Below are 19,993 nucleotides of genomic sequence, written 5' to 3' on the forward strand. Positions count from 1 at the left end.
CTTTGATATCCATAGACCCGCACAGGGTATGCCTAAAGACTAATACGCCTGCAACGTGGCCGTGCTGCATTAAACCTACTGGTCAGTAACATGCGAGTCAACGGGCTGCTGTGACGCACGGCGCCAGGCTCCCGGTGGCGTCCGGGCCGCGCGCCTAGAATGAGGCACTATGTATGCAACGTCCCCCGGTGAGCCTGCCGGTCCGCCCCCGCCTTCGGCGCCTTGGCGGCGCCGGCCCCGGCCCGCACGCCCGCAGCCCCGGCGGAGAGAACGCTTCCGTGAACATCTTCGGCTCGGGCGGAAGGGGCTGGCGATCGGGATCGACATCGGCGGCACGAAGGTGGCCGCCGGGGTAGTCGATGCCGACGGCAGGATCCTCAGCGAATCGCGCCGGTCCACCCCCGGCAGCGACCCGCGGGCCGTGGAGCAGGTCATCGTTGAACTCGTGGAGGAGCTTGGCGCCAGCCACCGGATCCGCTCCGTAGGCATCGGGGCAGCCGGCTGGATGGACCTGGACGGCGGAACGGTGCTCTTCAGCCCCCACCTTGCGTGGCGCAACGAGCCCCTGCGGGCCAACCTGCAGCGCCTGCTGCGCAGGCCCATCCTCCTGGCGAACGACGCCGATGCCGCAGCCTGGGCGGAATGGCGCTTTGGCGCGGGGCAAGGTGAGGACCGGCTGGTGTGCATCACCCTCGGCACCGGCATCGGTGGCGCGATGGTGATGGACGGCCGGCTGGAGCGGGGCCGGTTTGGCGTGGCCGGCGAATTCGGCCACCAGATCATCATGCCGGGCGGACACCGGTGTGAATGCGGCAACCGCGGCTGCTGGGAGCAGTACGCCTCCGGCAACGCGCTGGGCCGCGAGGCGAGGATCCTGGCGGCGGCCAATTCCCCGGTGGCGCAGGAACTGCTGGCCAGCGTGGGCGGCAGGACGGACCGGATCACCGGGGCGGTTGTCACCGAGCTGGCACTGGCAGGCGACGCTGCGTGCCGCGAACTCCTCGACGAAGTGGGGGAATGGCTGGGCCTTGGACTGGCAAACCTGGCGGCCGCGCTGGACCCGGGCCTCTTTGTGATCGGCGGCGGACTCTGCTCTGCCGGAGATTTGCTGGTGGAACCCGCCCGCAAGGCCTTCGCCCGGAACCTGACCGGCCGTGGCTTTCGCCCGGCCGCCGGCATTGAACTGGCGGCGCTGGGACCCAACGCCGGGCTCATCGGAGCCGCGGACCTGTCCCGCGTGAGCAGCCGCATGCAGAGCTGAGCGGCGCCCGGCGCGGAAAGCCCCGGGCTAGCTCCCCGTCAGCGCGGTGCGGTCCCGCACCTAGACGCGGGCACCGTCGTCGTTCTCATCCTTTTCCTGGGGCAGCTTCATAATCAGGTAGACCACGGACAGCAGGAAAGCAGCCACCATTCCCAATATCGCCAGCAGCGGCGCTGACCGCCAGAACATCACGGACAGGAGCAGGGCCACGGGGGCGCCGACTGCCCCCAGCCACGCGAGCACGGTCAGCGGATCTGTTCCGGCCAGGCTTGGCGGTTCGTCCGGAACGAAGTCGCCGCCGTCGTCCTCCACGTCGTAGTCACGCGGGCCGGCGGCCTGGCTGTCCTGGGGGTACCGGCCCAGGCCCAGGGGATCGAAGTCGCGGAAAGTCGCGGACCGTCCGGGCACGTCAGCCGGACGGTCCGGTGTCGGGTCCTTTGCATCGGGGCGGGCAGCCTCCTTGGCGGGATTTCCGGCACCGGCATCGCCGTGATCCGAGGGAACGGAGTCGCCGTCCGCCGTGCTGCTGCCGCCGGGGGACTTCCCTTCCAGCCGGGCAACAAGGTCCAGCCAGACCGCATCGTCCTGGTTTGCACTCTGGTCCGGTGAGCCGGAATCAGGCCTGGTCATGGGCCGCACCCTCCTGGAAGCGGGACGATGCCGTGTCCGCCAGGACCGTCCGGATGAATTCCACGGACCCGCGGAAGATGTCCTCGGCGTCGTGATCCAGCGTTGCCACGTGGTAGCTGTTCTCGAGGGACGTCAAAGTTAGCGGGGCGTTGGTCAGGCCGCGCCGCAGCGCAACGATGCTGGAGTCTGAGATCACATGGTCCACTGTCGAACGGAACACGCGGACCGGTGCCGTGACGCGGGGGAGCAGCCGAATGGTGTCCTTGAACATTTTGTTCAGTTCGTGCGCAGCAGCCACGGGTGTCCGGGGATAGGCGCCCTCGTCCATGCCCGGTTTCAGGATGTCGTTGGCAATTGCCGGCGTACTCTTCAGCACGAGCTTCAGGATTCCGGCCAGCGGCGCGCGCGGATCATCGATCACCAGCCCGGGGTTCACCAGGATGACGCCACTGACCGGCCTCGTTGCGGCGATCCGCAGCGCCAGTGCGCCGCCCATGCTCAGCCCCGCGGCGAACACGTGGTCACACTCCTTCTCAAGCTCCAGGTAAGCGTTGTCCAGCGCTGCATGCCACTGTGTCCAACGGGTCCGGGCCAACTCCTGCCAGCTGGTGCCGTGACCGGGCAACAACGGCATACGCACGGCGAATCCGGCATCGGCCAGCGACCGGGCCCAGGTGCGGAGCCCGTGGGGGCTGCCCGTGAACCCGTGGGACAACACCACGCCGATCCGGGCGCCGTCGCCGGCGGCAGGGCTGCTGAACGGGCTGTGATCCGGAAGGCTGGTCATCGAGTCTCCGAGGAGTGTGAGGTGTCTGCGTTGCCGGCGTGGCTTGTCATGGGGGCGGAGTGGTCAAGGAAGAACTGGCGGGAACGCGCGAATATTTCCGGAGCGTCAACGTCCAGCGTGGCTACATGGCCGCTGTTGCGGAGTTCCACCACTTCGGCCAGCCGGGGACCGAGCCTGCGTTGCAGGGTCGAGAGCGAGGTGGGCGGCACCACGGCGTCCGCCCGGGATTTGAAGACCTGCACCGGGGCGTCCACTTTATGCAGCCCGCGAACGGCCGCACCGAACAGCCTCTTGAGCTCATGGACTGCCGCCAGCGGCGTGCGGGAGTAGTCACCGTCTTCGGTGGCTGCCGCCGTCGGCTGTTCCTCCTGGATGGGGATAGTGGTGCGCTGGAAATACTTGAGGACTCCGATGACGCGCACCCGGCGGTCGTAGAAGCTGAGCCCCGGATTCACCACCGAGACGCCTGCCACAGGATGACGGGAGGCCGTCAGCAGGGCGATGGCTCCGCCCATCGAGAGGCCCGCCACGAAACAGCGTTCGGTGCGTGCATCCAGGTCCTGATACGCCGTTTCGAAGGTCTCGTACCATTGGCGCCAGTTCGAGCGTGCCAGCTGCCGCCAGTCCGTGCCGTGGCCGGGAAGGAGGGGAACGGATACGGCGAACCCCTGGGCGGCCAGGTCTTCAGCCCAGGGCAGGACACTCAACGGACTTCCGGTGAATCCGTGGCAGATTGCGATCCCCGTGCCGGCATTGGGACCGTGGCCGGGGTAGCTGAAAGCGGCAGGCCTGGGCGGAGTGCTGCTTTCTGTCATGACACCATCGTGTCACTGTTCGGGACAAATCTCACTAGAGTAGGGTTGCATTGAAGTGCTGGCCCGGCCCACCAAAGGGCCGGCCGGCAGGCTTCCGGAGAGGTTCGAGACGTGTTCTATTGGGTCATGAAAAGGATCTTCCTGGGGCCGGTGCTGCGGCTGCTTTTCCGCCCCTGGGTCAAAGGCCTGGACAACATTCCCGCAGAGGGCGCGGCCATCATTGCCTCGAACCATCTGTCGTTCTCCGATTCGATCTTTATGCCGCTGATGGTTCCCAGGCCGGTTATATTCCTGGCCAAGTCCGAGTACTTCACAGGTACCGGTGTGAAAGGCCGCCTGACGGCCATGTTCTTCCGGCTCACCAACCAGCTGCCGATGGACAGGTCCGGCGGGGCGGCATCGGCGGTGTCGCTGAACGCCGGCATGGATGTCCTCACCAGCGGGGGGCTGCTGGGGATCTACCCGGAGGGGACGCGCAGCCCGGATTCACGCCTGTACCGCGGCAAAGTGGGCGTGGCCAAGCTGGCGCTGCAGGCGGGGGTCCCGGTGATCCCGGTGGCGATGATCGGAACGGACAAAGTCCAGCCCATCGGCAAACGCCTGCCGAATATCCGCCGGATCGGCATGATTTTTGGTGCTCCGCTGGACTTCAGCCAGTATGCCGCTCAGGCCGGGGACAGGGAGGTGCAGCGCAAGGTCACCGACGAGATTATGTTCGAGCTGATGCGCCTCTCCGGCCAGGAATATGTGGATGAGTACGCAGCAGTGGTCAAGCTCCGGCTCGCGGGGGCTGCGACCACCGACGCTGACGGCAAGGGCCCGGCCGCGGCCTGACTGTGACGCCGCTCTCGGGACGCGTGACGGCCGGGTATTCCGAAGCCTCCGGAGCGCATTAGTCTTAGATAGTGACTGAGCTATCTGCAAAACCTGCCTTTTCGCTGTCCAGCACCGCCCAGAGCGGAGCGGCCAATTATCCTGGCCTTGATGACTGGCGGGACCTTCCGATCTCCCAGCAGCCGAGCTGGCAGGACAAGGACGTTTTCGACGCCTCGGTCCGCGAACTCTCCATGCTCCCGCCGCTGGTTTTTGCCGGCGAGGTTGACGTCCTGCGTGAACGGCTGGCAGCTGCGGCCCAGGGCAAGGCGTTCCTGCTCCAGGGCGGTGATTGTGCCGAGACCTTCGAGGCGGCCACTGCGGACAAGATCAGCGCCCGCGTCAAGACCATCCTGCAGATGGCCGTGGTTCTCACTTACGGCGCAGCGATGCCTGTCATCAAAATGGGCCGCATGGCCGGGCAGTTCGCCAAGCCCCGCTCCTCCAATGACGAGACCCGCGACGGCGTCACTCTCCCGGCCTACCGCGGCGACATCGTCAACGGGTACGAATTCACCCCGGAATCCCGCGGCCACGACGCCTCCCGGATGCTCCGGGCGTACCACACGTCAGCCTCAACGTTGAACCTCATCAGGGCCTTCACGCAGGGCGGCTTCGCCGATTTGCGCTCCGTGCACCAGTGGAACAAGGGCTTTACGGAGAACCCCGCCCACGCACGTTACGAGTCCCTGGCCCGTGACATCGACCGCGCCATCAAGTTCATGGCCTCCTGCGGAGCCGACTTCGAAGCGCTCAAGCGCGTGGAGTTCTTCGCGAGCCACGAAGCCCTGCTGCTGGACTACGAGCGGGCACTGACGCGGATCGATTCCCGCACCGGCTTCCCCTACGACACCTCCGCGCACTTCCTGTGGATCGGTGAGCGCACGCGCGAACTCGACCATGCCCACATCGATTTCCTGTCCCGGGTCCGCAACCCGATCGGCGTGAAGCTGGGTCCTTCCACCACCGGCGACGACGCCCTGCGCCTCATCGACAAACTGGACCCGGAACGCGAACCGGGCCGCCTGACCTTCATCACGCGCATGGGTGCGGGAAACATCCGCGAGAAGCTCCCCGCCGTCGTCGAAAAGGTCACGGCCTCCGGCGCGCAGGTCCTTTGGGTCACGGATCCCATGCACGGGAACACGGTCACGTCCCCCAACGGCTACAAGACGCGAAATTTCGACGACGTCATTGACGAAGTGCGCGGGTTCTTCGAAGTGCACCACGCCCTGGGCACCGTCCCCGGCGGCCTGCACGTGGAGATGACCGGCGACGACGTCGCTGAATGCCTGGGCGGCGCCGATCCTGTTGACCAGGAAGCCTTCCTCGACCGGTACGAGTCCGTCTGCGACCCCCGCCTCAACCACATGCAGTCCCTTGAGATGGCGTTCTTGGTGGCCGGAGCACTGGCCAAGCACTGACCGTCAAAAGGGTGCCTCCCGGACTTCGTGTCTCGGGAGGCACCCTTTTTGTCTTTCCGGCAGTTGCAGGCCGTGGAAACCCGGTTACACCACCGTGATGGTGACGACGGAACCTTCCGGGACTTCTTCCCCAACGGGGTCCTGGTCCCGGACCGTGCCGAAGAAGCCGCCGAGGATGTTGTTGACCCGTACCTCGAAGCCCAAGGCTTCCAGGCCCTTGCGGGCTTCTGTGGCCTGCTTGCCGATGAAGCTGGGCACCTCGACCATTCGGGGGCCCTTCGAGATGGTCAGGGTCACGGTGCCGCCCCTGGTCAGGGTGCCGTTCGCCGGGGACTGGCTGACAACCGATCCTTCGGGGACTTTGCGGTCGAAGACCTCCTCGGGTGCGACGTCGGCCGTCAGCCCCGCAGCTTCGATGGCGGCGACGGCCGCGTCTTCCTCCTGTCCCACAACAGAGGGCACCGGAATCGGCTGCGGGCCTTTGGACACGGTCAGGTTGACCGGGGTGCCGTGCCGTGCCGGCGTGCCGGCGGCCGGATCCTGGGCGAGCACCGTGCCGGCGGCCGCGGCTTCATCAAACTGTTCCGTGACGTTTCCCAGAGCCATTTCGGCCTGGTTGAGTGCCACCTTGGCTTCCTCCAGTGTTCCGCCGGTCAGCGTGGGCAGCTCGTACAGCTGTGGCCCTTTGGAAACAAACAGCGCCACGGGCTGGAACTTCCGGATCTCTTGTCCGGCCGCAGGGTCGGAGCCCACCACCAGTCCCGAGGGGATATCGTCGTCAAAAACGTCGGTGGTCCGTGACTGGAAGCCCGCCTCGCTGAGGAGCTGCTGTGCCTGTGAGACTGACTTGTTGGCGACCGACGGAATGGTCGCCGACGCCCCGGGACCCATGCCGAAGAACCAGCCGGCCCCCGTGGCAAGCAGGGCGATAATGATCAGCACCACAACCCATAGGATTCCGCGGCGCCGGGGGTTTCCTTCGCGCAGGCTCCGGACCGGCGTGGCCGCAGCCCTCGACCGGGCCTTCTCGTCTTCCCTGTCCTGTTTGCGCTGCGCGCGTTTGCTGAGGGCCGCGGCGGGCTGGTTCCTGTCATCCTCTGCGTAGGGCAGGTGCTGTGTGTACGAACGGTCGGGCTCATCCGGTGGATACAGGGCATGCGGTGCATGGGGGGAGTGCGGCTGGCGCGGCGGTTGCGGCGGCTGGGCCCGGGGCCGGGGAAGGGACGACAGCGCGGCGGTTGGATTGCTGGTCCGTGCAATGACCTCGGTGGGACTCTGTTGCCCGGCAGGGACGGCGGCCGGGGGCCGGAGGTCCAGCTCGGCATTCGTGAGGTTGGTCCGGATGTGGCGGAGCTCCTGGAGCAGGGCATGGCCATCCACGGGGCGGTTTTCGGGATCGTTGGCGGTACACCACTGGACGAGTTCGTCCATCTCGGCGGCCAGCCCGGGCACCAGGGCCGACGGCGGTCCAACAGTTTCGTTGACGTGCTTGTAGGCGACCTGGATGGGGACCTCGCCGTCGTAAGGCTGCCGGCCGGTGAGCATCTCGTAGAGCATGATGCCCACCGAGTAGATGTCGCTTCGGGCGTCCGCCGGTTTCCCCAGGACAAGTTCGGGGGAGAGATAGCCGATGGTGCCGATCAGCGTTCCCGTGCTCGTGGATGTTGTCACGGCACGGGCCAGGCCAAAGTCGCCGATCTTGATGCGGCCGTCGTCGGCGATCAGGACGTTTTCCGGTTTGACATCACGGTGAATCAGTCCGGCAGCGTGGGCTTCGCCAAGTCCCTCCACCACGGGATCTATCAGGGCAAGGGCCAGCCGGGGAGGCAGGGCACCCTTGGACCTGATGACGTCACGGAGCGTGTGGCCCTTGATGTACTCCATCACCAGGTACGCGGTGAGGCCGTCGTTGCCTTGGTCTAGCACGCCCACCACATGCGGATGGGACAGTTTCGCGGCGGCTTTCGCTTCCCTTCCGAGCCGGTCCAGGAAGGTCTCATCCGTGGCCAGGTTCGGATGGAGGACCTTGAGGGCAACATCGCGCTCAAGCCGGAGGTCAGTGGCCAAGTACACCGTGGACATGCCTCCGCGCGCGAGTTTGGAGCGGACGGCGTAGCGGTTATCCACCAGCGTTCCCACAAGACGGTCAGACACGTGTTCCTGCACCCTACGATCCTAATCCCGCAACGAAAAGGGTCCGAACCGACCTGCGGTCCGGACCCTTTTCGTTATCCTTGGTGCCCGTGCCAGCAGGGTCCCGGGGTATTGCGGACGTACAGCATTAGCCGCCGAAGGTCGTCCGGTGCGCTTTGATGGCGGCCACGTAGACCTTGGTGTCGTCGTACATGCCGTACTTGCTGACAGAATACTGGCCCTGGTAGTACCCGGCGATTGCTGTGTCCAGATCCTTGCTGGTGGCAATAAGCCGCTTGATGATGGCAACGCCGGCAGTGGCATTGTCATAGGGGTCCAGGAGGTTCAGCTTCCTCCCCACGAGGTCAGAGGCCCACTCGCCGGACGTGGGAATGACCTGCATGGTTCCGATGGCGTTGGCGGGCGAAACAGCGCGCTGGTTGAAACCCGATTCCTGGTGCGCAAAGGCGAGGGCCAGGGACGGTTCCACTCCCATGGAGCGGGCTGTGTCGGCCACAATGGTGCGCATCTGGTCGCGGGACGGCACCGGGGCGGCGTTCAACAGCGCCTTGTTCTGGTTGGCGGAGCTGACCACGGCTTCGGGGTAGGTGAAGCCAAGGAAGGAGCTCGGCACAAGCGGTGTCACGCTGGCGGCAGGAGCGGACGAGGCCGGCTGGACCGATCCGCCCGGAATGACCAGCTTGTTGCCCGGGTAGATGACAGAGGTCATGCTGAGCTGATTGGCCGCCAGGATGTCCGAGAGCTTGACCCCATGCTTGGAAGCGATCGCCGACAGGGTATCCCCGGCCTTGACCGTGTAGGAGCCGCCAGGAGCGGGCGCGGGAGCCGCGGGCGCCGGGGCAGGAGCTGCCGGAGCGGCTGCCGGCTGAGGTGCCGCGGCGGCTGACTCGCCGGAGCCCACCTTGACCTTCTGGCCCGGGTAGATGACGGAACGCATGTTCAGGCCGTTCCAGCTGAAAATATCCGACAGGCTGACGTTGTGCCGCGCGGCGATGGCGCCGAGCGTATCGCCGGACTTCACGGTGTAGCTGCCGCCCGAACTGGCCAGCGGGGCAGGCGCTGCAGCCGGCGCTGCCGGCGCCGGGGCTGCGGGTGAGGCTGAACCGGACAGCTTGATCTTCTGGCCCGGGTAAATGATGGTGTTCGGCTGGAGATTGTTGAGCTTCAGGACGTCGTTGGTGTTGAGTCCGAACCTGCCGGCAATCGCACTGATGGTGTCACCACGGGCAATGGTGTACTCGGCGGGGGCAGAAGGCTGGGCCGGCTGGAAGGCTGCCGGAATCGTTGTGGACACCGAAGCCGCCGGGATCAGGCCGGCTTTGGCTTCGGCTGCCTGGGCCTTCATGGCAGCGGCCAATGTAGCGGGCAGGGGGCGCGCAGGCGCCGGAGCGGCAGCTGCGGGATGGGCTAGAGCCAAGGACGACAAGACAACCGCAGGAAGTGCCGCTGTAGTGGCAGCAATCATGGGCAGACTCGGCCGCGGGGTCTGCTTAGGCGAGCGGGACGTCGTCATGGATGGAATCCTCTTCTATAACTGCCGGGGACGAGTGGTGCAGGTGTGACTATTGATACTAGTGTGACTTAAGTTATCAACGTTACAAATGTGATCTATGTGAATCTCTCACGAATTTTGTCCTAGCACAAGAAGTTTGCATCGGCGGGATGTGCGACTTCGTGGAGTGTCGCCTGCTTTGGGGTGCCCCGGCGAAAAGCGGACTAGGCTACATGGCTCCGGCCATGGCAACCTTGATCCGTGAGTAACGTAGAAAGCCTTGTGGGCGAGTGGCTGCCCCTGCCGGATGTCGCGCAGTTGTTGGACGTTTCAATTACGAAGGTGCACAGCCTTCTTGACGAACGTTCCCTGGTAGCCCTTCGGGTCGGTGAGCGGCGGATCCGTTCAGTTCCTGCCGCCTTTATCCAGGACGGCCATGTTGTGGACAGCCTGAGGGGCACCATCATTGTCCTGTCCGACGCCGGGTATTCCGACGAAGACCTCATCGTCTGGCTGTTTACCGCTGACGATTCGCTGCGTGGCCGGCCGATTGACGCCCTGCGCGAAGGCCGCAAGACCGAAATCCGGCGCAGGGCCCAGACCCTCGCCTGGTAACGCTGACTCCGCCGGGGGCTGGAATCAGGCGGCGCGGCTGACGGTGGCCTCCGCCAGCCGCCGCAGTGCCGTTTTGGGCAGTTCGTCCAGAGTCAACATTTCCAAGGCGTCGTAGGCGGCCGTGCCGAATTCGCCGATCAGCAGTTCGGTTGCCTGCAGGGCCCCGGACTCTTCAATGATCCGGCGAATCTCGGCCACATCCCCGTCACCCAGGTCCGGGCTGCCGAGCTTTGCGTCAATAAACGCTGATTCTGCGGGGGAGGACTGTTCCAGTGCCAGAGCAATCAGGACAGTCCTCTTGCCTTCGCGGAGATCGTCACCTGCCGGTTTGCCTGTGGTGACGGGGTCGCCGAAGACACCCAGGACGTCATCGCGAAGCTGGAAGGCTTCGCCCAGGGGCAAGGCAAAGGCCGAGTAGCCTCTGAGGAGTTCGTCAGACGCGCCTGCGAGTGCGCCGCCAAGTGCCAGCGGATGCTCGGTGGAATATTTGGCAGACTTGAACCTGATAATCGATTGGGCGCGCGTCACTGCTCCGGCACGGTCCCGGACCGGGCCGGCGACTTCTTCCAGGATGTCCAGGTACTGCCCGGCCATCACCTCGGTGCGCATGAGGTTGAAGATCAGCCGCGCCCGGCTGCCGGCTGCCGCCTGCCCGCCGATGTCGGTGAACGCCTCTTCGCTGAAGGACAGGCAAAGGTCCCCGGTCAGGATGGCCGCCGCGTGTCCGAACCGCTCGCTGTCCAAGGCCCAGCCCTGGGCGTCGTGGAGCTGGCTGAACCGGCGGTGGACGCTTGGCCCGCCCCGCCGGGTATCGGAGCGGTCGATGATGTCGTCGTGGATCAGGGCTGCGGCCTGGAACAGCTCCAGGGCCGATCCTGCCGTGACAATCTGCGCCGCCGAGGGGTCGCCGCCGGCGCCGCGCCAGCCCCAGTAGCACATCAGGGCCCGGAGCCTTTTGCCGCCGGTCACCAGGTTGGAGATGGAACCCATAAGGGGTTCGACATCGGGGGAAATGGCCGCCACAAGGGCTTGCCGCGTGGTGAGGAACTCTGTGAGCTCCCCGGCAACTGCGGCTACAAAAGCGGTCTGTTCAAGCCTCAGCTGCTCCGAAACCGTCACTTGGCTGACTCAACTGCCACGTTGGCGCCGATGGTAAACGTGGAAACTCCGGCCGCTTCGACAACCGCGATGTTGACTGTCTCGTTGTCGTTCCGGACGAAGTCCTTGGACGCCACAGCTCCGACAGCGTCGCCCGGAACGGCCTTGAACCCCAGTCCCTCGAGGTGCTTTGCATAGAAGTCCACGACGGCGGCCGTAGGGGCCGGGAGGCTAGCCACCAATGCGACGGTGGCGGGCGCAGCGGTTTTGTCGAAACTGCTGGAAATTACAGTGGCGCCGGGCATCACGGGGATCAGGGCTTCCGGAAAACCTTCAACAATTTTCCCTACCGTCGCCGATGTTCCGGGCGACGCCGTCGGGCTCGGCGAAGCGGTGACGCTGGATGGGCTTGAGGTGGGCGATGCGGTTCCTACAGAAGACGGGGTCACTCCGGGCGCCGCGGGGCTGCAGGCAGCAAGCGCCAGCATTGCGCCGGCGGCGAGTGCCGCTAATCCTGTTGGCTTAAGACTTGTCGTGACCGTCACAGGGACTTTCCTCCTGGGGTTGATGCCGGACTCAGCCTCCAGTTTAGTCAGTACCAACCGATAGAATTTCCCGTGTGGGGCTTGAGCGGAACAACCAGTACACCGAAGCGGGTCTTCGGGAGCTCCGTCGCAACTGCATCATGCACGTGGATATGGACGCCTTTTTCGTTTCCGTGGAGCTTCGCACCCGCCCTGAGCTTCGCGGAAAGCCTGTGATTGTCGGGTTTCCGGCGGACCGTTCCGTGGTCCTTTCGGCATCGTATGAGGCCCGCGCCTTCGGCGTGAAGTCCGCCATGCCCATGGTGGTTGCGGCCAGGATGTGCCCCAAAGCCGTCATCATCGAACCCCGCCACAAGCTGTACTACGAGGTTTCTGCCCAGCTGATGGAAATCTTCGAGTCCATCACCGAACTCGTGGAACCGCTGAGTGTCGATGAGGCCTTCCTGGATGTCAGCGGCGCGATCCGGCGTTTGGGCACGCCACGCGAAATCGGTGAGCTGATCCGCCGCCGGGTTGCTGCTGAGCTGGGCATTACCGCGTCCGTGGGCATCGCAGCGAGCAAATTCGTTGCAAAGATCGCGTCCACGCGCTGTAAGCCGGATGGGCTTTTGCTGATTGGTCCCGACGAGACGGTCCCCTACCTTCACAGCCTCCCGGTTGGTGCATTGTGGGGAATCGGTGCCAAGACCGCTGACGTCCTGGCGCGGATGGGTATTCGGACGGTGGCTGATGTGGCGGCCACGCCTGTGACCTCGCTGAAAAAGGTCCTTGGCGCCACGGGGGAGCATGTCTACCGGCTTTCGTGGGGGATCGACCCGCGGCCGGTCACTCCGGTGCGGCTCGAGAAGAGCATCGGCGCCGAAGAGACTTTTGCGGTGGACACCGGTGACGCGTCGCTCATCAGCCGGGAACTGTTGAGGCTGTCCCATCGAACGGCCGGGCGGTTGCGCAGTTCAGGCATGGTGGCGCGCACCGTTGCGCTGAAGCTGCGCTACTCCGACTTTTCCACCATTACCCGGAGCCGTACCGTCCACACGCCGGTGGACAGTGCCCAGCTGATCCATGCCGTGGCACTTCAGCTACTGGATTCCGTTGGCCCGCGGCCCATGACCGTCCGGTTGGTGGGCATCCGGGCAGAGCAGCTTGAAGAGGCCGCCCAGACCTCCCTGCAGTTGAGCCTTGACCGCAGGGATGACAACTGGCGGGCGGCGGAGCAGGTACTGGATCAGGTCAGCCGGAAGTTCGGCAACAAATCGGTCCTTCCGGCGAGCCTGCTGGGTCCGGGAGACGGGCATTGACAAGGTGGTCCGCGTCGACGATGGGCGGCTTAGGGCGGGGGCTGGCCGTCTTTCAGAACGGCCTCCGACAAACTATCCTTATATGTACATAGTTTTCAGTTACTGCCGGACTTTCTTGGACTTACTGCCGTTCCAAAACATGCCCGTGCCGGTGTTCGCGTTCCGCCAGTTGACGGGGCGGGAACCTCCCGGGCACGCCGGTCGTTATCGGAGCAGGAGTACGGGATGGGACCAGCCCGGACGTTGGCCTACTTAAGGAGGTCGTGATGCCGCTCTCGGAGCACGAACAGAAGCTGCTGGAGCAGTTGGAGAAGCAGCTGCACGAGGACGATCCGAAGTTCGCGAATTCCATGGGGTCGGACCCGGGACGTACGTGGTCCACGCGCCACGTGGTCATCGGTGTCCTGTGCGCCCTGGCGGGCATCGCGTTGCTCCTGGTCGGCGTCACCACCCAGATCATCATCGTCGGCGTTCTCGGGTTCGTGGTCATGGGCGGCGGTGTTTACTTCGCCACAATGCGCAGTGGTTCCGGCTCAAAGGCAGGCTCCGCTTCCGGTACAGGCAAGTCCGGAAAGCCCCGGAGTTCGTTTATGTCCAGCCTGGAGGAACGCTGGGACGAGCGTCGCCGCGACGAATCATGAGGCAGTGCCTCCGCTGATTGCACGGTTCGCCGAGTTGAACAGCCCGCCGCGGTAAGCGTCGGCCGTTTTTCCCTGTATTGTCCCCGCCACTTCGATTTACCCTCCACTTTGCTCCCCGTCTGGCTCCCCACCGCTGAGTGGGACCGCGCAGAAGACCCGCCGAGGCGGGTCTTCTGCATTTAACGGCAGTTCTCCGGGGGATTCGCGCTGCGGCCGGACGCCGCAGGAGGGGAGCCCGCGACGGCGGCGGTGCCGGCGTCGTGATCTCCCGCCCCCGGGATGCCGGGACGCCCCACCCGGCCTCCACTTTCATCCACCCCGCGGATCCCCGCCATTTGGCGCGCCAATCGCTAAAAGGGGGAGCAGTGGGCCGCTTTTGCGTTGACTGTGGGGGAAAGTGGAGTAATGTGGAGGACATAAGAGGGTAGTTGCAACATTAGGGGATGTGCAGTTCCTGACGGCAGACGGGCGGTGGGCCAGTGTTTCTGGGCACACACTCGCCACGTTTGGACGAAAAGGGCCGAATTATCCTCCCCGCAAAGTTCCGCGAGGAGCTTGCCGCCGGGCTGGTTCTTACAAGGGGCCAGGAGCGTTGTATCTACGTCTTCAGTGAGCAGGAATTTGCGAAGGTTCACGAGCAAATGCGGGAGGCGCCCATCTCCTCCAAGCAGGCCCGTGACTACATTCGTGTCTTTCTCTCTGGAGCCTCGGACGAGGTACCTGACAAGCAGGGGCGCGTGACCATTCCGTTGGCGCTCCGGGAGTACGCAGGCCTCGGCAGGGAACTGGCCGTCATCGGCGCAGGAACCCGCGCCGAGATCTGGGATGCCCAAGCCTGGAACGAGTACCTGGCGGAGAAGGAAACTGCCTTCTCCGAGACTGACGACGCTATTCCGGGGATTCTGTGATCACCTGAACGGCGCAGAACACCGTTTCTTGAACCTGATCTCCAGCCGCCCATCGGACCGCCAACCTGACTCACTTCCCCGGAGTCAGGCAGGCAGCATGATAGGCGCGGATGGGGATCTGGCTTAAGAAGCACCCCACACCCGGCGAATGAAAGGACGAAGGCATGAATGACCACCCGAAGCCGACGTCCGAACGCCATGTGCCGGTCCTGAAGGACCGGTGCATCAATTTGTTGGCGCCCGGTTTTGAAGCCGCGCGGAGCCGGGGCGAGACGCCCATCGCCATTGACGCGACGCTCGGCATGGGCGGCCACTCGGAGGCCCTGCTGGAACGCTTCCCGGACCTGCACCTGATCGGCATCGACCGCGACGAGGAAGCGCTGGCCCTGGCAGGGGAGCGGCTGGCCCGTTTCGCTGACCGGACCGACCTTGTGCACGCCGTCTACGACGAAATCGCCGACGTCCTGGCGGACCTGGGTGTCGGGGAAGTCCACGGCATCCTGATGGACCTTGGTGTCTCATCCCTTCAGCTGGACGAGCGGGAACGCGGCTTCGCCTACTCCTTTGATGCACCGCTGGATATGAGGATGGACACGAGCCGCGGGCAGACCGCGGCCGATGTGGTCAATAACTACAGCGAAGAAGACCTGGTCAGGATCATCCGGAAGTGGGGCGAAGAGAAGTTCGCCGGCCGGATCGCCAACAGGATCGTCGCAGCAAGGGCCGTGAAGCCCTTCACCACCACCGGGGAACTCGTGGAGCAGATCCGCTCGGTAGTGCCGGCGGCTGCTGCGAAATCCGGCGGGCACCCCGCGAAGCGGACTTTCCAGGCCCTGAGGATCGAAGTCAACGAGGAACTGGAGGTGCTGGAACGGGCCGTTCCGGCAGCCGTGGACGCCCTCGCCCTGGGCGGACGCATTGTGGTGATGTCGTACCACTCCTTGGAGGACAAAATCGTCAAGTCAGTATTCCAGGCCGGCTCCAAATCCTCAGCTCCACTCGGTTTCCCCGTGGAACTGGAGGAACATAAGGCCCCCCTCAAGACCCTGACCAAGGGCACAGAGGTTCCCACCGCCGTCGAGATCGCCGAAAACCCCCGCGCTGCTTCCGCCAGGCTGCGCGCCGTGGAACGCATCAGAGCCAGGAGAGAAGCATGAGCACCGCCGCCGTCAAGAACTTCCCAGTCCTCTCCGGCAGCTCTGCCCCGGCGATCCGGACCAGCCCTTCCGGTCCGGGCCGGAAGGAACGGACACCCCTGTCCGTGGTGCGCTCCGCGCCCAAAAAACGCCGCGCTCCTTTTGTGGTGATGTGCTTCGCGCTGCTCGCCGTCGCGCTGGTGGCGGTCCTGGTCCTCAACATCTCGGTGTCAACCTCCCAGTACCAGCTCGTGGAGCTGAGGGGTAAGCAGAGCACGCTGACCAAGGAGAACCAGGATCTGACGCAGCAGCTCCAGAACTTCGAAGCTCCCCAGAACCTGGCGGCCAAGGCAGCGGACCTGGGAATGGTGGCGTCCACAGTCAAGGGCCAGATCGACCTCTCCACCCTGACCGTTACCGGCAAGGCAACGCCGGCCGTCAAGGGCGGCTCAGCCGGCGCCGTCATCCCGGCTCCGGCCGTAGCCGGCGTGCTGACAGTCGTCCCGCCGCCCTCGGCGTCGGAGCCCCTGGTGAACCGCAAGCCGGCAGCAGAGGAACCGGCAGCGGCAGTGCCTGCACCGGCTGCCGCGCCGACAGCACCAGCCGCAGTACCCGCACCGCCGGTCCCCGCCGTCGAACTCCACGGCGGCTCTGTGCCGGCACCGGAACAAAAGGTGCCCGGGCAGTAACTGACAGCCGCTGAAAAGCAGCCGGTCAGGCACCATCGCCAGGCGACCAGCCAGGCATAACACCAGGCAACAAGGCGAGCAGCAAGGAAGTTACGGTGGCGCAGAAGACCGGCAAGGCAAAAGGCGGCAGCGTGCCCAACGCCACCAAGCGGCTGCGCCTCGGCCTGGGCATCATGCTGACGCTGCTCCTGGTGGTGGGCGGCAAGCTCTTTATGGTCCAGGGCCTTGACGTCGGCGGCATGGCTGCGGCTGCCCTCGACTACCGAATGCGCGAGACCACCCTGCCCGCCGAACGCGGCAGCATCGTGGACGCCAACGGCACCGTACTGGCCAACAGCGTGATCCGGTACAACGTGGTGGTGGACCAGACCGTCAACACCAAGACCGGGACATTCAAGCGGCTGGCCAAAGTCGACGGCAAGGACAAGCTCGTGGACGTCAGCCGGGAGCAGGGCCTCAAAGAACTGGCCCTGGTCCTCGGAATGAGCCAGGACGCCATCCGCGAAGCTGTTACGGGTGAATCGCGCTACTACATCGTTGCGAAGGACCTGAAGCCGGACGTCGAGGACAGGGTCTCGAAACTCAGCATCCCCGGCGTAGATACGGTGGGCGTCAGCAAACGCGTTTACCCGAACGGTTCAGTAGCAGGCGGAATCATCGGCTTCCTGCAGGACGGCAATACGGGGCAGGCCGGCATCGAGCAGACCCAGGACGGGCTGCTGCGGGGCAAAGACGGCAGGCGGCTCTTCGAAATTGGCGCAGACGGCCTACGAATCCCGGTCGGTGTGGATGAACTGACACCGCCTGAGGACGGCAAGGACGTCAAGCTCACGCTGAACTCGGACCTCCAGTACTTTGCCCAGCAGGCCATCCAGAGTTCCACCGACGCCCAGGGCGCCGAATGGGGCGTCATCATTGTGATGGACGCCAAAACGGGGAACCTCGTGGCCATGGCAGACTCCAATGCCCCGGATCCGAATGATCCCGGCAGGGTGGCAGCCAAGGACAGGGGCGTCCGCTCTGTGACCGCTGCCTACGAACCTGGCTCCGTTCAGAAGATGATGACGGCCGCGGCACTCATTGAGGAGGGCAAGTCCAGCCCGCTGGATACTTTCACCCTGGGGCCCAGCTACACCGTTGACGGCCAGACCTTCACCGACGCCTTTACGCACGGCACCGAAGAGCGGACGCTCGCCGGCATCCTGGGGTGGTCCATGAACACGGGCACGGTGGCCGCGGGCTCCCGGCTGACTCCGCAGCAGCGCTATGACTGGCTGCGGAAGTTCGGCATCGGCGAGGCACCGGACATCGGACTTCCCGCAACTGCCTCCGGGATCCTCGCGCCGGCGGACCAGTGGGACAGCCGCCAGCAGTACACGGTGCTGTTCGGCCAGGGTGTGTCCCAGTCCACCCTGCAAACGGTCCGCGCTTTCCAATCGATCGCCAATAACGGCGTGATGCTCCAGCCCCGCCTGATTGACTCCTACATCGCGGCGGACGGGACCGAAGAGAAGGTGGCGCCGCAGCCGTCCCGGCAGGTAGTGTCCGACAACACCGCGCAGCAGGTCCAGGACATCCTCGAGAGCGCGGTGACCGAGGGACAGATCAAGGACGCGGCGATCGACGGATACCGTGTGGGGGCCAAGACCGGAACCTCTGAATCCCCGTGTGATGACGGGAAGTCAGGATTCTGCGGCTATACCGCTTCCATTGTGGGAATGGCACCGATGGACGATCCCCGGTTTATTGTTGAGGTGGTGCTGCAGCGTCCCAAGGGCAATATCTACGGCATCACCCAGGGGCCTGTGTTCCGCTCGGTCATGAGCCAGGCACTGCGCACCTACAACGTCCAGCCGTCCACGGGCGAACCGGCCCGGCTGCCGCAGTACGCCAAGTAGCACCAAGCCAGGCAGCAGCATTTTCACCGCCCGCACCGGGATACATTTCGCGCGGGCATGACCACCAGCACCATCGGAGATCCTTTTGTCAGAGCAGAACGCACCAGGCAGTCATAGCGGGCCGGCGGGGGCGCCTCCCGCATCGGGGTTCAGGCCCGCCTCAGTCGCCGCGGTCCGGCTGGACAGCATCGGGGAAGCCATTGGCATCCCGGTTCCTGGAAGCTCCGCGGAGATCGGTGTGACGGGGATTTCGCTGAATTCGCGGACTGTGGAACGCGGCGACCTGTATGTTGCCCTGCCGGGCGCTGCCCGCCATGGCGCTGACTTCGTCGCCCAGGCAGTCGACAGGGGAGCCGTTGCTGTCCTGACCGACGACGCCGGGGCGCGGCTCCTGGCGCTGTCAGCGGACACCGCGGTCCCCGTCCTGGTAGTGGACGGGCCACGCAACGTGGTGGGGCCCCTGTCCGCCATGATCTACCGCAGCCAGCCGGCTCCCGGCCAGCCGCCGCGCCTTTTCGGCGTGACAGGGACGAACGGCAAGACCACCACCACCTACTTCATCAACTCCCTGCTCCGGGCCCTGGGGCAACGGACCGGCCTGATCGGCACCATCGAAATCCTCGCCGGCGGTGAGCCCATCCCCAGTCTCCTGACCACGCCCGAATCAACGGACGTCCACGCCCTGCTCGCACTTATGCGGGAGCGGGGACTGGACGCAGCGTCCATGGAAGTGTCCTCCCACGCAGTTTCCTTCCAGCGTGTTGACGGGGTGGTCTTCGACGTCGCCGGGTTCACCAACCTGACCCAGGACCACCTTGACCTGCACGGGACCATGGAAGAGTACTTCGCCACCAAGGCCGACCTGTTCACGTCCCGCCGCGCCCGGGCGGCCGCCATAACGGTCGACGACGAATGGGGCCGCAGGCTCGCGGCCACGGCAGGGATACCGGTCACCACCCTCGCGACGTCATTGGCAGCAGGTGCGGCGGACTGGACCGTCACCGCTACCGCGCCGCGCGGCCTGGGGACGGAGTTCACCCTGGCCGGGCCCGATGGCGCCGCCCTGCACGCGCACACCGGCCTGCCCGGTGCCTTCAACGTGGCCAACGCGGCGCTGGCCATCGTGATGGTCCTGGCCGGCGGAGCGGACGCCGCGGCCGTGCAGGCCGCCCTGACAGAGCATGACCCCTTTACGGTGGCCGTCCCCGGCCGCATGCAGCTCGTCGCGGAGGAACCGGCCGCCGTCGTCGATTTCGCCCACAACACCGACGCCCTGGCGCGGGCGATTGAGGCCGTCCGGTCTCCAGCCGAAGGGTCCCGCGTGATTGTTGTTTTCGGTGCCACCGGGCAGCGTGACCAGGGCAAACGCCCGGCCATGGGAGCAATCGCCGCCCGACTCGCCGATGTTGTCATTGTCACCGATGACGACCCCCATGATGAGGACGCGGCAGCCATCCGGGCGGATGTGCTGACGGGCGCCCGGGCCGCGCAGGAACAGGACGCGCTTGACTGCGTTATCGAGGAAATTTATCCCAGGGACGCCGCCATCCAGCGGGCTGCTGAGCTGGCCCGCCCGCAGGACACCATCCTGGTTGCCGGCCGCGGGCACGAAGTGTGGCAGGAGGTCAAGGGAGTCAACCTTGCCCTGGACGACCGGGTGGAACTCCGGAACGCCTTGACAGCCAGGGGATTCAACGTTCTCCAAGACGACCGGATAGAGTCCTAGACC

The 19,993-nt window shown here is 65.3% G+C and carries 18 protein-coding genes; 11 read left to right on the plus strand and 7 right to left on the minus strand.

The genetic code is table 11. The annotated features are described in order from the left end of the window. Window positions 1-169 precede the first annotated feature (169 nt). Window positions 170-1,261 (plus strand): ROK family glucokinase, encoded by a 1,092-nt coding sequence (locus IDT60_RS07360; protein WP_164200894.1) that lies wholly within the window; start codon window positions 170-172, stop codon window positions 1,259-1,261. 60 nt (window positions 1,262-1,321) lie between these two features. On the opposite strand, the gene IDT60_RS07365 is transcribed toward IDT60_RS07360, so the two are convergent. Genes IDT60_RS07365 through IDT60_RS07375 form a run of 3 tightly spaced genes read right to left on the minus strand, consistent with a single transcriptional unit; the run spans window position 1,322 to window position 3,493 of the window. After that, window positions 1,322-1,891 (minus strand): hypothetical protein, encoded by a 570-nt coding sequence (locus IDT60_RS07365; RefSeq protein ID WP_191081419.1) that lies wholly within the window; start codon window positions 1,889-1,891, stop codon window positions 1,322-1,324. Then, a complete protein-coding gene (locus IDT60_RS07370; protein WP_191081420.1) occupies window positions 1,878-2,678 on the minus strand; it encodes a carboxylesterase in 801 nt (266 codons plus the stop codon). The genes IDT60_RS07365 and IDT60_RS07370 overlap by 14 nt, the downstream gene beginning before the upstream one ends. Next, window positions 2,675-3,493 carry a carboxylesterase gene (locus tag IDT60_RS07375; protein WP_191081421.1) on the minus strand — a complete coding sequence of 273 codons (819 nt, stop codon included), beginning with the start codon at window positions 3,491-3,493 and terminating at the stop codon, window positions 2,675-2,677. Before IDT60_RS07375 ends, IDT60_RS07370 begins: the two co-directional genes overlap by 4 nt. Before the next feature lie 111 nt (window positions 3,494-3,604). On the opposite strand from IDT60_RS07375, the gene IDT60_RS07380 reads away from it, so the two are divergent. After that, window positions 3,605-4,327: a 1-acyl-sn-glycerol-3-phosphate acyltransferase gene (locus tag IDT60_RS07380; RefSeq protein WP_191081422.1), complete on the plus strand. Its 723-nt coding sequence runs from the start codon at window positions 3,605-3,607 to the stop codon at window positions 4,325-4,327. A 71-nt stretch (window positions 4,328-4,398) separates the two neighbouring features. Then, window positions 4,399-5,790, plus strand: a complete 1,392-nt coding sequence (locus tag IDT60_RS07385) for a class II 3-deoxy-7-phosphoheptulonate synthase (protein ID WP_191081423.1) — start codon at window positions 4,399-4,401, stop codon at window positions 5,788-5,790. Window positions 5,791-5,874: 84 nt separating this feature from the next. On the opposite strand, the gene pknB is transcribed toward IDT60_RS07385, so the two are convergent. Both pknB and IDT60_RS07395 read right to left on the minus strand, forming a co-directional pair. Further along, window positions 5,875-7,956, minus strand: coding sequence for a Stk1 family PASTA domain-containing Ser/Thr kinase (gene pknB, locus IDT60_RS07390; RefSeq protein ID WP_191081424.1), 2,082 nt, complete (start codon window positions 7,954-7,956; stop codon window positions 5,875-5,877). Between the two features lie 115 nt (window positions 7,957-8,071). Then, window positions 8,072-9,457, minus strand: a complete 1,386-nt coding sequence (locus IDT60_RS07395; protein ID WP_191081425.1) for a lytic transglycosylase domain-containing protein — start codon at window positions 9,455-9,457, stop codon at window positions 8,072-8,074. Window positions 9,458-9,697: 240 nt separating this feature from the next. On the opposite strand from IDT60_RS07395, the gene IDT60_RS07400 reads away from it, so the two are divergent. After that, entirely contained in the window at window positions 9,698-10,051 is a 354-nt protein-coding gene (locus tag IDT60_RS07400; RefSeq protein WP_164200880.1) for an Rv2175c family DNA-binding protein, read from the plus strand. Between the two features lie 24 nt (window positions 10,052-10,075). Here IDT60_RS07400 and IDT60_RS07405 read toward each other — a convergent pair whose 3' ends face one another. Together IDT60_RS07405 and IDT60_RS07410 are read right to left on the minus strand one after the other, a co-directional pair. Next, window positions 10,076-11,170 carry a polyprenyl synthetase family protein gene (locus tag IDT60_RS07405; protein WP_191081426.1) on the minus strand — a complete coding sequence of 365 codons (1,095 nt, stop codon included), beginning with the start codon at window positions 11,168-11,170 and terminating at the stop codon, window positions 10,076-10,078. Then, window positions 11,167-11,694: a hypothetical protein gene (locus IDT60_RS07410; protein WP_191081427.1), complete on the minus strand. Its 528-nt coding sequence runs from the start codon at window positions 11,692-11,694 to the stop codon at window positions 11,167-11,169. The genes IDT60_RS07405 and IDT60_RS07410 overlap by 4 nt, the downstream gene beginning before the upstream one ends. A gap of 140 nt (window positions 11,695-11,834) precedes the next feature. On the opposite strand from IDT60_RS07410, the gene dinB reads away from it, so the two are divergent. The 7 genes from dinB to IDT60_RS07445 all read left to right on the plus strand — a co-directional run bounded on the left by dinB (window position 11,835) and on the right by IDT60_RS07445 (window position 19,990). Then, window positions 11,835-12,992: a DNA polymerase IV gene (gene dinB, locus IDT60_RS07415; RefSeq protein WP_191081866.1), complete on the plus strand. Its 1,158-nt coding sequence runs from the start codon at window positions 11,835-11,837 to the stop codon at window positions 12,990-12,992. Window positions 12,993-13,258: 266 nt separating this feature from the next. Then, the gene (locus IDT60_RS07420; RefSeq protein WP_164200876.1) at window positions 13,259-13,633 is read left to right on the plus strand and encodes a DUF3040 domain-containing protein; all 375 of its coding nucleotides are present in this window, start codon (window positions 13,259-13,261) and stop codon (window positions 13,631-13,633) included. 479 nt (window positions 13,634-14,112) lie between these two features. Further along, window positions 14,113-14,541: a division/cell wall cluster transcriptional repressor MraZ gene (gene mraZ / locus IDT60_RS07425; RefSeq protein ID WP_164200874.1), complete on the plus strand. Its 429-nt coding sequence runs from the start codon at window positions 14,113-14,115 to the stop codon at window positions 14,539-14,541. 164 nt (window positions 14,542-14,705) lie between these two features. Then, the gene (gene rsmH, locus IDT60_RS07430; RefSeq protein ID WP_191081428.1) at window positions 14,706-15,698 is read left to right on the plus strand and encodes a 16S rRNA (cytosine(1402)-N(4))-methyltransferase RsmH; all 993 of its coding nucleotides are present in this window, start codon (window positions 14,706-14,708) and stop codon (window positions 15,696-15,698) included. Further along, the gene (locus tag IDT60_RS07435; RefSeq protein ID WP_164200870.1) at window positions 15,695-16,366 is read left to right on the plus strand and encodes a hypothetical protein; all 672 of its coding nucleotides are present in this window, start codon (window positions 15,695-15,697) and stop codon (window positions 16,364-16,366) included. The genes rsmH and IDT60_RS07435 overlap by 4 nt, the downstream gene beginning before the upstream one ends. A gap of 95 nt (window positions 16,367-16,461) precedes the next feature. Then, window positions 16,462-18,264 (plus strand): penicillin-binding protein 2, encoded by a 1,803-nt coding sequence (locus IDT60_RS07440; protein ID WP_191081429.1) that lies wholly within the window; start codon window positions 16,462-16,464, stop codon window positions 18,262-18,264. Window positions 18,265-18,349: 85 nt separating this feature from the next. Then, the gene (locus tag IDT60_RS07445; protein WP_191081430.1) at window positions 18,350-19,990 is read left to right on the plus strand and encodes a UDP-N-acetylmuramoyl-L-alanyl-D-glutamate--2,6-diaminopimelate ligase; all 1,641 of its coding nucleotides are present in this window, start codon (window positions 18,350-18,352) and stop codon (window positions 19,988-19,990) included. Window positions 19,991-19,993 lie beyond the last annotated feature (3 nt).

This window comes from Pseudarthrobacter sp. BIM B-2242 (assembly GCF_014764445.1).
Classification (GTDB): Bacteria; Actinomycetota; Actinomycetes; order Actinomycetales; family Micrococcaceae; genus Arthrobacter; species Arthrobacter luteus_A.